This is a genomic window from Photorhabdus heterorhabditis, from assembly GCF_001280945.1.
Taxonomy (GTDB): Bacteria; Pseudomonadota; Gammaproteobacteria; order Enterobacterales; family Enterobacteriaceae; genus Photorhabdus; species Photorhabdus heterorhabditis.
This window is the reverse complement of record NZ_LJCS01000079.1, coordinates 1-15,786: the sequence shown is the minus strand read 5'-3', so window position 1 is coordinate 15,786 and position 15,786 is coordinate 1. Positions and strand designations below refer to the sequence as shown.

Genomic DNA, 15,786 nt, shown 5'->3' with positions numbered 1-15,786 from the left:
TTTCTATATTGCTGTGAAATGATTTTTAAAATTAACTTTTTATTTTCATACTTAAGAAAATATTATTATTAGCATTGCATTGGCAATGAAAGCACCACTGTTTGACTGTCACTCAGATAGCATAATGGTCCCCAAGTTCACGCCAGTCACCACCATGAATACGCTGCTGAAACTAATATGCAGTCAGAAGTTAAAAAAGCGTTGTTACTGGGCTGGAAAAAAATATTAGGTATTACTCAGTCGAACTAATATTTCATTAGCACCAAATATTAACTGACCTAAATGGAATTTTTGAGAAGTTTAAGACTGAGTATATATACCATCATTAAATGAATAATTATTTTTCTGGTCATCCATTCGAAAATTAAATTTACGTGAAATTTTACCTTATCAATCTTTTCACTGTAAATTGATTATTAGGGTGAATTACAATAATAAATAGAGAGAAAACAATAGTTTTCAAATATTGATTTTTTCATTTTTACCAATTAACTAAAAACAGTTAATCCTTTAATTTATAAGAACATTTAATTATTAATCAACTGAACCAGACTGTAATTGATGTGAATTATTAAAGTGTTTTTTTCAATAATTCAATATATTGATTATAAAAGAACGTTATTTAATTTAAGGAGTATCTATGAATCAAAAAAATGATTTTAAAGCTTTTGCTATCAGCAATAATGCTAATATATTGGCTCAAGAAAAGTATGAAAAAGATCCGAGTTTGCAAGAAGGGATTCTACCCGGTGAGATTCCCAATCATTTGTTAAATAAAGTATTACGTCAATCGTCAACCATATCATCTGTGGTGGCTGATTTTATTGCGACACAATCTGGTGAAGATGTTCTCGATGATGGTGATGAAAAGAAACTCATCGAGCAATTAAATAAAGCATTAGAAAAAGTCACCACAACAAAAATTCCCAATGCCTCATTAACCCAAAAGGGAATCGTTCAACTGACAAATGAAATTGGCAATAATGACACGCTGGCAGTGACACAGAAATTTGCTCAGGAAATCATAAATTCATTACGTGAAAATATTAATGAAAAGCACCCAACACCCTGAAAATAAATGGAAAAGTGTTGACATAAGATATTACTATTAATACTGAGGATGTGGGAGCGATATCAACTAATAATGTGCACGGCAAGCAGGTCATGACTGAGACAAAAAAACAGCAGGCAAGGAAGTACGGAGCTTTTCTATATAATCCAGTAAACTTCATCGTACTGATATTAAACCAGATGCTAAAATATGGTTTGTTGTTCTTTTCCACAGGAAAAAAACGGGCGTTCGTTATCTGTTAATGGGACGTATGGACCAATATTAGAAAGTAAAAATACACGGATAAACAATGACGACATTCTTAAGCAGTTTATGCCTATTGCGAATGGTATGCATAATACAGCACCGGTTCGTATAAAGAATTTAGACAAACGTAATCCATTAATTGTTTGCTTGAATAGAGCAAACCCTGAAAAAATGCTCCTAGCTTATGCGATTATGGCCCAACATCACCCGGTAAACCAAATCATGAATCAACAATCAAGCTGGAAATAGCAGGTAATGTTACATTCAATAACCCTATCGCGATTGATGAAAAAGGGAAACCTACAGAAGTTCAAGGAGATAAACCATTCGTAGATCTGACACTAATTGGTCTTGATACTGGAGGGGCATGTAAAGTAAGAACAATAGATAACCATGGATTTTGGAAACATACAAAAGTCAATAATGATCCTGCCAAAGGTAGTAATACAAATTTATCATGGGATTTTTCTAAAAACACAGGTTACGCTGATTTTGGACCAATATGTTGGAAAAATAATGAAAGATAGAGATTAGACCTACAGTCTACTATTATAACGACTAAAGATGATAACGCATTTCCTGTCTCATTTGTTTATACCAATAACCCCTACAGTAAAGAAGACACATCACAATTCATCTATCCACCTATTCAAATCCAATATTGAAATCCAATGGAGAAAATCAATCGGCAAAGATGGAATTTGAAATTTTCGATGCTGAAAAACTATTTTTAACCCGCTTTTTTAACGATCTGAGGCCACTTTACAGCGGCCTCATAGATAATAATTTCTTATAAATGATTACTTGCCAGCGAGTAAATCCTTCACTGCATCACCGATGTCTGCCAGACTGCGAACCGTCTTCACGCCAGCCGCTTCCAGAGCAGCAAATTTTTCATCTGCGGTTCCTTTACCACCCGCAATAATCGCACCCGCATGACCCATACGCTTACCTTTTGGTGCAGTCACTCCCGCAATGTAGGCAACAACCGGTTTAGTGACGTGCTGTTTAATGTAGGCTGCCGCTTCTTCTTCCGCAGTACCACCGATTTCACCAATCATTACGATAGCTTCTGTTTGCGGATCTTCCTGGAACAATTTCAGAATATCGATGAAGTTAGAACCTGGAATTGGGTCACCACCAATACCAACGCAGGTAGATTGCCCTAAACCTGCATCAGTCGTCTGTTTCACTGCTTCATAAGTCAGTGTACCTGAACGGGAAACGATACCGACTTTTCCCGCCTGATGAATGTGACCCGGCATAATACCGATCTTACATTCATCCGGTGTGATAACACCCGGGCAGTTAGGGCCGATCATACGCACTCCGGCTTCATCCAGCTTCACTTTAACCGCCAGCATATCCAGCGTCGGGATGCCTTCAGTAATCGTGATGATCAGTTTGATACCTGCGTCGATCGCTTCCAGAATAGAATCTTTACAGAATGGAGCCGGAACATAGATAACAGATGCCGTTGCCCCTGTTGCTTCTACGGCTTCACGAACGGTATTGAAAACAGGTAATCCCAGATGTTCAGTACCGCCTTTACCCGGCGTTACCCCGCCAACCATTTGGGTACCGTAAGCAATCGCTTGTTCCGAATGGAAAGTCCCCTGGCTGCCAGTGAAACCTTGACAGATAACTTTGGTGTTTTTATCGATTAAAATAGACATTATTTTGCCCCCACTGCTGCTACTGCTTGCTTAGCTGCGTCTGTCAGGCTGGTTGCCGCAATGATATTCAAACCACTGTCAGCCAGTTTTTTCGCTCCCAGCTCAGCATTGTTCCCTTCCAAACGAACAACAACCGGTACGTGAACACCAACTTCTTCCACTGCACCAATAATACCGTCAGCAATCAGGTCACAACGGACAATACCACCAAAGATGTTAACCAATACTGCTTTTACATTTTCATCTGACAGAATGATTTTAAACGCTTCTGTAACACGTTCTTTAGTTGCGCCACCACCTACATCAAGGAAGTTTGCTGGTGCACCACCATGCAACTTAACGATATCCATCGTTCCCATTGCCAGACCAGCGCCGTTAACCATACAGCCAATATTGCCATCCAGTGCGACATAGTTCAGTTCCCACTGTGCCGCCTGAGCTTCACGGGGATCTTCCTGAGATGGGTCATGCATTTCACGCAATTCAGCCTGACGGAACAGTGCGTTGCCATCAGCGCCTAGTTTACCATCCAGACAAATTAGATCACCTTGAGTCGTGATAACCAATGGGTTAATTTCAACCAGAGCTAGATCACGCTCCAGGAACAGGTTTGCCAATCCTAAGAAAATTTTGGTGAACTGACTAATTTGTTTACCGGTTAAACCCAGTTTAAACGCCAGTTCGCGCCCTTGGTAAGGCATAGGGCCAGTCAATGGGTCAATAATGGCTTTATGAATCAGTTCCGGGGTTTCTTCCGCAACTTTTTCAATTTCAACGCCACCTTCAGTAGAGGCCATGAACACTACACGACGCGTACCACGATCAACCACAGCACCGAGATACAGCTCCTTCGCAATATCAGTTGCCCCTTCTACCAGAATCTGGCGAACAGGCTGTCCTTGCGCATCTGTTTGGTAAGTGACCAGACGTTTGCCTAGCCATTGTTCAGCGAAAGCGCGAATTTCTTCCTTACTGTTAACCACTTTCACGCCGCCCGCTTTACCGCGACCGCCAGCGTGAACCTGACACTTAACCACCCAAGGGCCAGCGCCGATTTTAGATGCAGCTTCTTCTGCTTCACGCGGTGTCGTGCAGGCATAACCAGCCGGAGCGGGCAAACCATACCGTGCAAAAAGCTGTTTTGCCTGATACTCGTGTAAATTCATGATGTTCTATCCATAGTTAGTCTGATAAGAGCAAATTAACAAATTGCTCCCTTATTTTTTTGTTGCTCTGGATATAGCCAATCTCTAAAGATTGGCTGTTCATATACATTTGTTTACTTCAGACCGGGCAGATATTAGCGCGTATCTGCCCTATTCTGTTGCTATACGTCCAACAGCAAACGTGCGGGATCTTCCAGCATTTCTTTGATGGTCACCAGGAAGCCTACAGACTCACGTCCATCGATCAGACGGTGGTCATAAGACAGTGCCAGATACATCATAGGAAGGATCACTACTTGACCATCAACCGCCATTGGCCGATCTTTAATGGCATGCATACCAAGAATCGCACTCTGTGGTGGGTTAATGATTGGTGTAGACATTAAGGAGCCGAATACACCGCCATTGGTAATCGTGAAATTACCGCCAGTCAGCTCTTCTACGGTCAATTTGCCGTCGCGACCTTTAATTGCCAGCTCTTTAATGCGTTTTTCAAGATCAGCCATGCTCAACGCATCCGCATCACGCAACACTGGCGTTACCAAGCCACGCGGTGTAGATACTGCAATACTGATATCGAAATAATTGTGATAAACCACATCAGTGCCATCAATAGAAGCATTCACTTCTGGATAGCGTTTTAATGCTTCAACCACCGCTTTCACATAGAAAGACATAAAGCCCAAGCGCACACCGTGACGTTTTTCAAACACATCACCGTACTGTTTACGCATATCCTGAATTGGCTTCATGTTAACTTCGTTGAACGTTGTCAACATCGCAGTGTTATTTTTTGCTTCCAACAGACGTTCAGCCACGCGCTTACGCAAGCGAGTCATTGGAACCCGTTTTTCGCTACGATGTGGCAACAAAGAATCCTGAGCAGAAAGAGAAAGTGCAATTCCAGCTGGTTGACTATCCGCTTTTTTGTTATTAGCCATGTATTTTTCCACGTCTTCACGGACGATACGTCCACCAACGCCACTGCCTTTAATCGCGCTGGCATCAAGATCGTGTTCTGCAATCAGGCGACGAACCGCCGGGCTAAGTGCATCATTGCTCTCTTCTTCTAAACTCGCAGTCTGGCGTTTTGCTGAAGTTGCTTCAGTTTTTTCTTTGACTTCTGCCGCCTTACCTGTGCTATCACCCAAACGGATACGCCCAAGAAGCTGACGGGACAGAACTGTTGCATCTTTAACTTCCAAAATGGCTTCCAGAACTCCTGCTTCACTAGCAGGGACTTCTAGTACAACTTTATCCGTTTCGATTTCAACCAGTATTTCATCACGCTCAACATAATCACCCTCTTTTTTGTGCCAGATTGCAACAGTGGCATCAGCAACAGATTCAGGCAAATCAGGAACCAGAATATCTACGCTACTCATTTTCTATCCTTTATTTATTCGACGTTCAGTGCGTCATTAACCAGCTCTTGCTGTTGCTGCTGGTGAACTGACGTATATCCAACTGCCGGGGAAGCAGACGCAGGACGACCTGCATAACGTAAAGAAGCCCCGAATGGGATCACTTCACGGAAATTGTGCTGACTGCAATACCAGGCCCCTTGGTTTAACGGCTCTTCCTGGCACCAGACAAAATCGTGCACATGGGCGTACTGTTCCAGTGCTGACTGAACATCCTGATGAGGGAATGGATACAGTTGCTCAACACGTACAATAGCAACATCGATTTGTTCATTTTTGCGGCGTTGTTCTAGCAGATCGTAGTAAACTTTACCCGCACAGAGCACAACCCGTTTAACGTCTTTAGGATCTAGCTCATCAGCTTCACCGATAACCGTCTGGAATTTACCATTAGCCAGTTCATCCAAGCTGGAAATAGCCAATGGATGGCGCAACAGTGATTTCGGTGACATAACAATCAATGGACGACGCATACCGCGTAGAGCCTGACGGCGGAGCATGTGGTAAACCTGCGCCGGCGTTGACGGCACACAAACCTGCATGTTCTGTTCTGCACACAATTGCAAATAACGTTCCAGACGAGCGGAAGAGTGTTCAGGCCCCTGACCTTCATAGCCATGAGGTAGCAGCATAACCAAGCCACACATACGGCCCCATTTCTGCTCACCCGAACTGATGAACTGATCAATAACAACTTGTGCACCGTTAGCAAAATCGCCGAACTGTGCTTCCCAGATTGTCAGAGCGCGTGGTTCCGTTGTGGCATAGCCATACTCAAACGCCAACACCGCTTCTTCAGACAGAACAGAATCCCAAACATTAAATGCGCCCTGGCCGTTATGAACATTCTCCAGAGGAACATAAACAGAACCGTTAGCCTGATTATGGATAACAGCATGCCGATGGAAGAAAGTACCACGGCCCGCATCTTCACCAGACAGACGCACTGGAATCCCTTCATCAACCAAAGTCGCATAAGCCAACGTTTCCGCAGCACCCCAGTCAAATAGTTTATCGCCGTTCGCCATCTCTGCGCGGTCGTGATAAATTTTCGTGACCCGCGAGTGCATTTCCACTTTTTCAGGGACAGAGCTGATACGTCTGCCCAGATCTTGCAAACGCTTCATATCGACTTTATATGGGTATTCTTCATCCCATTCGTGATTAAGATAGGGTTCCCATGTAAAGGAGTGCAGCCCCATTGAACGCCACTCTTCAACGACACAGTCACCACGGTCGAGGGCATCACGATACAGATTAACCATCTCGATCACATCATCGACTGATATCAGATTCTCAGCAACCAGCTTATCAGCATAGATTTTACGTGGAGTTGGATGTTTCTTAATTTTCTGATACATCATTGGCTGAGTGGCACTTGGCTCATCAGCTTCGTTATGACCATGACGGCGGTAACATACCAGATCGATCATCACGTCACGTTTAAAGGCATTACGAAAATCTAAAGCCAGACGGGTAACAAATGCCACCGCTTCTGGATCGTCTGCATTAACGTGGAAAATAGGTGCCTGTACCATTTTGATGATATCGGTACAGTATTGTGTTGAACGGGCATCTTTCGGGTTAGACGTTGTAAAACCAATCTGGTTATTGATTACGATACGAATTGTACCACCAACTTCATAACCACGAGCCTGAGACATGTTCAGGGTTTCCTGCACAACCCCTTGACCAGTAACCGCAGCATCACCGTGGATAGTGATTGGCAATACCATGTTGCTACGGCCTTCATCCAGACGATCACGGCGGGCGCGCACTGAACCGATAACCACCGGGCTGACAATCTCAAGATGAGATGGGTTAAATGCCAGTGCCAAATGAACTTTTTCACCTTCGGTTGCAAAGTCAGACGAGAAGCCTTGATGGTATTTCACGTCGCCAGTTCCAAGGTGCTCTTTATGTTTACCCGCGAATTCATCAAACAAATCAGCAGGTTTTTTACCTAAGATATTAACCAGAACGTTTAGACGACCACGATGAGCCATCCCCAGCACAACTTCCCGTGTGTCATGTTTACCCGCATGGCGGACAAGATCCTTCAACATTGGGATCAGGGCATCACCACCCTCAAGAGAGAAACGCTTCGCTCCCGGAAACTTGGCTCCCAAATAACGTTCCAAACCTTCGGCTGCCGTCAGTTCTGCCAAGAAGCGCTGCTTTTCTTCTGCGCTAAACTGAGAGCTGACAGTAACAGATTCCAAACGTTGCTGAATCCAACGTTTTTCTTCCGTATTGGTGATATGCATGTATTCAGCACCAATAGAACCGCAATAAGTGCGTTTCAGAGCTTCATACAAATCAGCCAGTTTCATCGTTTCTTTGCCGACAGCAAAAGAACCTACGTTAAATGTTTCTGCAAAATCAGCTTCCGTCAGATTATGGAAAGCAGGATCTAAATCAGGAACATTATCCTGTTGCCATAATCCCAACGGGTCAAGATTAGCGTTTTGATGACCACGGAAGCGGAATGCGTTAATGAGCTGCAAAACTTTAACTTGTTTTGCATCCATTGCCGGATCGCTGACAGAGGAGTGATAACGCGTAGTATCTTTCGCAAGGCGGCGGAAGTAATCACGCGTCTGCGAGTGGAGTTGTTCACCGTTTAGTCCCGCATTCGGCAATTGTTGAAAGATTTCTCTCCAACTTGCATCAACGGAGTTTGGATCGGTTATATAGTCTTCATAGACTTGCTCTATGTAAGACTGGTTTGAACCAGCTAAGAAGCTCGAATCTAGCCAGTCCTTCATTGCGCCGTTCTGCATTGTGATCCCTTAAGCTTTAAAAGCTTTAGTTTTCGCCGTGGTTAACTTACCGCTTAAATGCGGTATCGATAAAAGGTTCATTTGGACGTGCTTTATGCATGTTCTATTTTGGGTTTCGGAACCCTTCAAGGAACCTTTAAAAACCCTTTAACGGTTTTTAAAGGTTCCTTGCCTCAAAGCTTTAATCATCATTAGCAGTTGGCAACTCACAATTCTCAATTCTTTGTGCCCTCCGCAGATAAACTTCACGGAGGGCTAGCCAATTATGCACTATGTTTTAACAACATAGACTTAATATGACCAATAGCTTTTGTTGGATTCAACCCTTTAGGGCACACACTGACACAGTTCATGATACTATGGCAGCGGAAAACGCTGAAAGCATCATTCAGATTATCTAATCGTGAATCTGTTTCAGTATCACGGCTGTCGATCAGGAAGCGATACGCTGCCAGCAAGCCCGCAGGTCCGATAAACTTATCAGGATTCCACCAAAATGACGGACAAGACGTTGAACAACATGCACACAGAATACACTCGTACAGACCATCCAGTTTTTCCCTTTGTGCAGGTGACTGTAAGTGCTCACGAGCCGGCGGATTTTTACCATCATTCAGCAAATATGGGCGAATTTTCTCATATTGTGCATAAAACTGCCCCATATCTACAATCAGGTCACGGATAACCGGTAAACCTGGCAGAGGACGGATAACAATTTTCTTGCGGCCACGCCGCAAAGCCGAAACAGGTGTAATACAGGCCAGACCATTTTTACCATTCATATTAAGGCCATCAGAACCACAAACACCTTCACGGCAAGAACGACGAAAAGAGAGTGTCGGGTCCTGCTCTTTAAGCTGAATTAATGCATCCAGCAACATCATGTCACGCCCTTCTTCTGCTTCCAGCGTGTAATCCTGCATACGAGGTGCGCTGTCAACATCCGGGTTGTAACGATAAATCGAAAATTCAAGTTTCATAATCTATTCCTCCGCAACTGGATTATTCAGCAACTCATTAGTAAGTACGCGCTTTCGGCGGGAATGCTTCACGCAGTTTTGGCTGCATGTTGACATTACGACGAGTCATAGTTTCAGTTTGCGGTAGATAGAGGGTATGACATAACCAGTTCGCATCATCACGATCAGGATAGTCGAAACGGCTGTGAGCACCACGACTCTCAGTACGGAAATTAGCAGTAACAGCTGTAGAAAATGCCGTTTCCATCAGGTTATCAAGCTCTAAACACTCAATACGTTGGGTATTAAACTCTGATGAAGTATCATCCAAACGCGCACTCTTCAAACGTTCACGGATAACCTTCAGCTCTTCTAAACCTTTCGCCATTGCATCACCTTCACGGAATACAGAGAAGTTGTTCTGCATACAAGCCTGCAAATCTTTACGAATTTTAACTGGATCTTCACCAGTACGGCAGTTATTCCAACGGTTCAGACGCTGCATTGATGCTTCAATATCAGATTCGCTGGCTTCACGGCTGGTACCTTGCTCCATCAGAGACTCTTTCAGGTGCAAACCGGCAGAACGGCCAAACACTACTAAGTCCAACAGTGAGTTACCCCCCAAACGGTTTGCGCCATGAACTGATACACAGGCAATTTCACCCACAGCGAACAAGCCCGGAATAACAACATCTTCGCCTTTCTCGTTAATAGTCAGCGCTTGACCGGTAACTTTAGTCGGGATTCCCCCCATCATATAGTGACAAGTTGGAATAACCGGAATAGGTTCTTTTACCGGATCAACGTGTGCAAAAGTACGGGACAGTTCGAGAATGCCCGGCAGACGAGACTCCAACACATCTTTGCCCAAATGATCCAGTTTTAGCTTAGCATGAGGCCCCCAAGGACCTTCACAACCACGGCCTTCGCGGATTTCGATCATAATGGAACGCGCGACCACATCACGACCCGCCAAATCTTTGGCATTTGGCGCGTAACGCTCCATAAAGCGCTCGCCATCCTTATTAAGCAAATAACCACCTTCACCACGGCAACCTTCTGTCACCAGAACACCCGCGCCTGCAATACCGGTTGGGTGGAATTGCCACATTTCCATATCCTGCACCGGTACACCTGCACGCAGCGCCATACCTACACCATCACCGGTATTAATGTGAGCATTAGTTGTAGATTGATAAATACGACCAGCACCACCTGTTGCTAAAATAGTTGCCTTCGCCTTGAAATAAACGACTTCGCCGGTTTCAATACTGATAGCAGTGCAGCCAACAATACTGCCATCCTGATTTTTAACCAGATCCAACGAATACCATTCAGAAAAAATAGTGGTGTGATTTTTTAAGTTCTGCTGATACAGAGTGTGCAACAGTGCATGACCGGTTCGGTCTGCGGCTGCGGCTGTACGTGCGGCCTGTTCACCACCAAAGTTTTTTGACTGGCCGCCGAATGGACGCTGATAAATACGACCATCATCTAGACGAGAAAATGGCAATCCCATGTGTTCCAGTTCCAGAATTGCCTCTGGACCGGTCTTACACATGTATTCAATCGCATCCTGGTCACCGATATAGTCAGAACCTTTCACCGTGTCATACATATGCCATTCCCAGTTATCTTCGTGGGAATTACCCAACGCAACAGTGATACCACCCTGCGCGGATACTGTATGAGAACGGGTTGGGAATACTTTAGAAATTAAAGCACAGGATAATCCCATTTGTGAAATTTGCAGCGCGGCACGCATACCTGCCCCACCTGCACCAATAACGACTGCGTCAAACTCTCTTACTGGCAGTTTCATCTATACACCCCACACCACAATTGTTCCGTAAATTAAGTAAGCCATAAGTGCAACGACAATCGCCAGTTGCAACACCAAACGCAGTGCCAGCGGCTTTACATAGTCAGTTAGTACTTGCCACATACCAATCCAAGCGTGAGCCAGAATGGAAAACAGCGCCAGCACAGTGAAGACTTTAGTGATGGATGAGGAAAAGAAACCCCGCCAGACTTCATAAGTGATATCCGACGTTACAGCAACAAAGCCCAAAATATAGATAACATATAGAACAATAATGATTGCGGACGCGCGCAACAATAACCAATCATGGATACCCGTGCGACCCAATGCAGATGCGTTACTTACCATACCAGTACTCCAGCCAGAATCGACAAGATAACGGAAAGCGCGATTGCCACTTTGGCAGAAGCACTACCGACCGCTAAGTTTTCTTCCAAATAGCCGAAATCCATCAGCAAGTGGCGGATACCACCACAAATATGGTAAGCCAGTGCAGTCAGAATACCCCACACAATAAACTTAGCAAAAAAGCTCGTCATAATATCGGCGGCTTGCTGAAAACCTTCTTGCGAGGAAAGAGACATCCCTAACAACCAGAGGAGAATTCCTACTGCTATGAAAGTGATGACGCCAGAGACACGGTGCAAGATCGAGGCTACTGCAGAAACTGGGAAGTGTATCGTCTGCAAATCAAGGTTGACAGGTCTTTGTTTTTTCACAATTTTGCCCACACAGCTCTTTTATTATTTTCCTTCCTCCGGACCTGGGCGGAAATCAGACAGCGATAAGGGGATACAAAGACACAACATTTAATCAAACGGTAGATCCTTCATGTTAAAAAATGTTGTGATTTGGTTACGCTGGGTGCTCCTACATCAGGGTAATCCGGAGACCTGGCGGCAGTATATGTGCTTCACATTATTATTACAATTCCAACACAATATGATTAGCTACATTTCCACTGAACAGTGATTGAGATCACGATTCAAACATACTGCACAAAATTAATTATCTTGTTTGACAAACTTTAAACATTTATCTTACATATATGGTTGAAAACACTTTTGAGATTGATTTCCGATAAGAGGAAAGACTTCCCGAAAAGCTAAAGTTATGTAACTGTGTAGTCCGCACAAATCATAATGGTTTTTGTAGTCAATGCATAAAACATAACACACAAAAACTCGCTAACAATCTAAAAATCATTGTTGCCCGGGGTGAAATTTCAGCCTTAAATGTGATATTAGCCTGATTTCAAATTTTCTCCGGTAGCACAATGCCAGGAAGGCGCAGTATAAGAACCTATTCCAATAGGCATCATTGGCGTAGGCCATTCTGGTCAATAAATTAAGGGCGCAGCCGCATGCAGAAACCAGAATATGCACGGCAGTATGTGAGAAGCGATTCATTGATAAATCGCTCACTTGCGCGGGCCACACTAAGGTGCATTCAAAAGCTAGCGCTTTTGTCAGAGCACTACCTAGGTCAGCTCTTAACGACAAAGAATGGCAAATAGAATAGCCTGATGAGATAGACTTTACATCGTGTCTTTCCGCTGCGGTTGTTAAGAGTTATAAAAATGAAAGTGCTAAGGAGACTGTAATGGCAGATAACAAAGCAACTCTAACCCCAGATGGTACAGTTGCTATTGAATTGGACGTGCTAACACCTACCCTGGGGTCTAAAGTAATCGACGTTCGTACTCTCGGCTCCGAAGGTTTTTTTACCTACGACCCTGGTTTTACTTCAACAGCATCTTGCGAATCCAAGATCACCTACATTGATGGCAACGAAGGCATATTACTTCACCGTGGTTTTCCTATCGACCAACTAGCGACAAAATCCAATTATCTGGAAGTCTGCTATATCCTGCTGTATGGCGAAACACCAACACAAGAACAGTTTGATAAATTCAAAAAAATCATTACCCGTCATACGATGATCCACGAACAGATCAATCGGTTGTTTAATGGCTTCCGCCGTGATTCCCACCCGATGGCGGTGCTGTGCGGTGTCACGGGCGCTTTGGCTGCTTTCTATCACGATGCTCTGGATGTGAACAATCCGCATCACCGTGACATTACTGCATATCGTCTGCTGTCCAAAATGCCAACAGTGGCGGCAATGTGCTACAAATACTCTATTGGTCAGCCATTCGTTTATCCACGCAATGATCTTTCCTATGCAGGAAACTTCCTGCACATGATGTTCGCTACACCATGCGAAGAGTACAAGGTGAACCCGGTGCTAGAACGTGCTATGGATCGCATTCTTATTCTGCATGCCGACCATGAACAGAACGCATCTACCTCTACAGTACGTACTGCGGGTTCTTCCGGTGCTAATCCATTTGCCTGTATTGCCGCGGGTATCGCTTCACTTTGGGGACCGGCTCATGGTGGCGCAAACGAAGCTTGCTTACGAATGCTGGAAGAAATTCAGTCGGTTGAACACATTCCTGAATTTATTGCCCGCGCCAAAGACAAAAACGACGCTTTCCGCCTGATGGGATTTGGTCATCGTGTTTACAAAAACTATGACCCACGCGCAACAGTCATGCGTGAAACCTGCCACGAAGTGTTAGATGAGCTTGGGCTGAATGACAGTCTGCTAGAAGTTGCTATGGAACTTGAGCGTATTGCTCTGCATGACCCGTATTTTATTGAGAAGAAACTGTATCCGAACGTGGATTTCTACTCTGGTATCATCCTGAAAGCAATGGGGATTCCATCCACTATGTTCACTGTCATTTTTGCAATTGCCCGTACCATCGGCTGGATTGCCCATTGGAACGAAATGCATGATGACGGTGTAAAAATCGCCCGTCCTCGTCAACTCTACACTGGCTATACACAGCGAGATTTCCAAAGCCAGTTGGAAAAATAATAATTAAATCCGATTACGATAAGGGCAAAGCTGTGACTTGATAATTAGGGCTTTTATTTAATTGGGCAGATATTCGATAAGATTTAGTGCCAATACAATCACTACTGAAATTGATCTGGCTATCTTCCTTGTGTATGCTCGTTTTAAGAGCAGGTACTAAGCTACCCTGTTCTCTAAATGATCGAACGTAGCCTCCCGTTTGCGTGTGTAGCCAGATCACCGAGATCAAAATTCACAATTCTATGAAGCGGATAGAACAACGCTAGTTAAAAAGTTTATAAAAACTTTGAAGCCCACTTTCGGTGGGCTTCGCTTATTCCTGACTAACGTATAAACCGAATCAAACCGGGTTTGGAATATCGATAAAAGTAACATCTAACCCATAATTATCCGCCAACCACTCACCTAAAGCTTTAATGCCATAACGTTCAGTGGCATGATGACCAGCCGCATAAAAATGCAGTCCCATCTCACGGGCAGTATGAACCGTCTGTTCCGACGCTTCACCAGTAATAAAAGCATCAACACCGAATTCGGCCGCCTGCTGAATAAAACCCTGACCACCGCCAGTACACCAGGCAAGCGTGCGAATCTCCTCAGGTGCGTTATCGCCCACATGCAACACCTTGCGACCAAGTGCCTGTTCAATACGTGAAGTTAACTCCACCGGTGATATCGGCTGATCAAACTCCCCATGCGGTATGAATGGTTCAATCAACCCAACAACTTTCGCATTAATCAAGCGGGCCAATTGAGCGTTATTTCCCAATGATGGATGAGCATCAAGCGGCAGATGATAACCATATAAATTGATATCATTACAAAGCAACGTTTTCAGGCGATTACGTTTCATACCACGAATCACCGTTGGCTCATTTTTCCAAAAATAGCCATGATGAACGATCACCGCATCAGCCTGATAGCGAACCGCTTCATCCAATAAAGCCTGACAAGCGGTCACTCCGGTAACGACTCTCTGAATATGAGTACGCCCTTCAACTTGTAAACCATTGGGGGCATAATCTTGAAACTCACCAACATTCAGCTCTTGGTTAATCACATTTTCCAGCTCAATATTACGCATCATATTCGTCCTGTATATTAATTGTATGGCAATAATATACCGCTACCTGCCGCCAATTGTCAGTTGTCAGCTACTTTTGATTGCCATAACCTGTTCTGACTGTTTTAACCATACGGGCTTATTGCTGGTTTTTACCCATACACGATACAAATAACTGTAAAAACGGACGCGATCACGACGAAATAGCATCACCGGTAACGCCAGGACACCGAAAGTGACAGCGCCAATACGGCGTAAAAGAACTTGATACCAAGGATATTCACGATATGAAGACATATTAGTCCTCCTTAAAATGATCCTACTTTTCCGCAGAATCTTAAAAATAATCAATCTGTAAATTGTTTAAAATTTTATCGCAAAAAATCAAAATTTACCACTTATCAGACCACTTTTAAGCCGTTATTGTCGCTATATTTTCTATTTTATGTAATTTTATTACATAAAATATGATAAAATGTAATATTACAAACATTTTATTAACAATTAGTAAAAATGGGATCAACGATAATCAGAGTCAATTTTTTCATGATCCTTGATCCTATTCCTATAATCATAGATTTCACTTTGCTTTAGGAAAAAAACTAAATAGCTTTTCATAATTCCGCTACACATGGCCTTCTTCAACCCATTGTTATATATGGAGTTATAAGTGGTATAAGATGTAG

Annotated in this window: 13 protein-coding genes; 3 read left to right on the top strand and 10 right to left on the bottom strand. The window is 43.7% G+C overall.

Annotated features, from left to right (window positions below; all coding sequences use genetic code 11):
• Positions 1-640 precede the first annotated feature (640 nt).
• Together AM629_RS18760 and AM629_RS24385 are read left to right on the top strand one after the other, a co-directional pair.
• Positions 641-1,072, top strand: a complete 432-nt coding sequence (locus tag AM629_RS18760) for a tail fiber protein (RefSeq protein WP_235525531.1) — start codon at positions 641-643, stop codon at positions 1,070-1,072.
• Positions 1,073-1,261: 189 nt separating this feature from the next.
• Complete coding sequence (locus AM629_RS24385) at positions 1,262-1,567, top strand: hypothetical protein (protein ID WP_054481001.1); 306 nt, start codon at positions 1,262-1,264, stop codon at positions 1,565-1,567.
• A gap of 551 nt (positions 1,568-2,118) precedes the next feature.
• On the opposite strand, the gene sucD is transcribed toward AM629_RS24385, so the two are convergent.
• The 8 genes from sucD to sdhC form a co-directional block, all read right to left on the bottom strand.
• Positions 2,119-2,994 (bottom strand): succinate--CoA ligase subunit alpha, encoded by an 876-nt coding sequence (sucD, locus tag AM629_RS18750; RefSeq protein ID WP_054480999.1) that lies wholly within the window; start codon positions 2,992-2,994, stop codon positions 2,119-2,121.
• Positions 2,994-4,160 (bottom strand): ADP-forming succinate--CoA ligase subunit beta, encoded by a 1,167-nt coding sequence (sucC, locus tag AM629_RS18745; protein ID WP_054480997.1) that lies wholly within the window; start codon positions 4,158-4,160, stop codon positions 2,994-2,996. Before sucC ends, sucD begins: the two co-directional genes overlap by 1 nt.
• Before the next feature lie 161 nt (positions 4,161-4,321).
• Positions 4,322-5,545: a 2-oxoglutarate dehydrogenase complex dihydrolipoyllysine-residue succinyltransferase gene (odhB, locus tag AM629_RS18740; RefSeq protein ID WP_054480996.1), complete on the bottom strand. Its 1,224-nt coding sequence runs from the start codon at positions 5,543-5,545 to the stop codon at positions 4,322-4,324.
• A gap of 14 nt (positions 5,546-5,559) precedes the next feature.
• The gene (sucA, locus tag AM629_RS18735; protein ID WP_054480994.1) at positions 5,560-8,367 is read right to left on the bottom strand and encodes a 2-oxoglutarate dehydrogenase E1 component; all 2,808 of its coding nucleotides are present in this window, start codon (positions 8,365-8,367) and stop codon (positions 5,560-5,562) included.
• A gap of 263 nt (positions 8,368-8,630) precedes the next feature.
• Positions 8,631-9,347 carry a succinate dehydrogenase iron-sulfur subunit gene (locus tag AM629_RS18730; RefSeq protein ID WP_054480992.1) on the bottom strand — a complete coding sequence of 239 codons (717 nt, stop codon included), beginning with the start codon at positions 9,345-9,347 and terminating at the stop codon, positions 8,631-8,633.
• A 37-nt stretch (positions 9,348-9,384) separates the two neighbouring features.
• A complete protein-coding gene (sdhA, locus tag AM629_RS18725; RefSeq protein WP_054480990.1) occupies positions 9,385-11,151 on the bottom strand; it encodes a succinate dehydrogenase flavoprotein subunit in 1,767 nt (588 codons plus the stop codon).
• The gene (sdhD, locus tag AM629_RS18720; RefSeq protein WP_054480988.1) at positions 11,152-11,499 is read right to left on the bottom strand and encodes a succinate dehydrogenase membrane anchor subunit; all 348 of its coding nucleotides are present in this window, start codon (positions 11,497-11,499) and stop codon (positions 11,152-11,154) included.
• On the bottom strand, positions 11,493-11,882 hold the full coding sequence (gene sdhC, locus AM629_RS18715; RefSeq protein ID WP_054480985.1) for a succinate dehydrogenase cytochrome b556 subunit: 390 nt from the start codon (positions 11,880-11,882) through the stop codon (positions 11,493-11,495). Before sdhC ends, sdhD begins: the two co-directional genes overlap by 7 nt.
• An 871-nt stretch (positions 11,883-12,753) precedes the next feature.
• Here sdhC and AM629_RS18710 point away from each other — a divergent pair.
• Positions 12,754-14,037, top strand: coding sequence for a citrate synthase (locus tag AM629_RS18710; protein ID WP_054480983.1), 1,284 nt, complete (start codon positions 12,754-12,756; stop codon positions 14,035-14,037).
• 340 nt (positions 14,038-14,377) lie between these two features.
• Here the strand turns inward: AM629_RS18710 and AM629_RS18705 are convergent, their stop codons facing one another.
• Both AM629_RS18705 and AM629_RS18700 read right to left on the bottom strand, forming a co-directional pair.
• A complete protein-coding gene (locus tag AM629_RS18705) occupies positions 14,378-15,121 on the bottom strand; it encodes a type 2 GTP cyclohydrolase I (protein ID WP_054480982.1) in 744 nt (247 codons plus the stop codon).
• Between the two features lie 66 nt (positions 15,122-15,187).
• The gene (locus tag AM629_RS18700) at positions 15,188-15,397 is read right to left on the bottom strand and encodes a YbfA family protein (RefSeq protein WP_054480979.1); all 210 of its coding nucleotides are present in this window, start codon (positions 15,395-15,397) and stop codon (positions 15,188-15,190) included.
• Between the last annotated feature and the right edge of the window lie 389 nt (positions 15,398-15,786).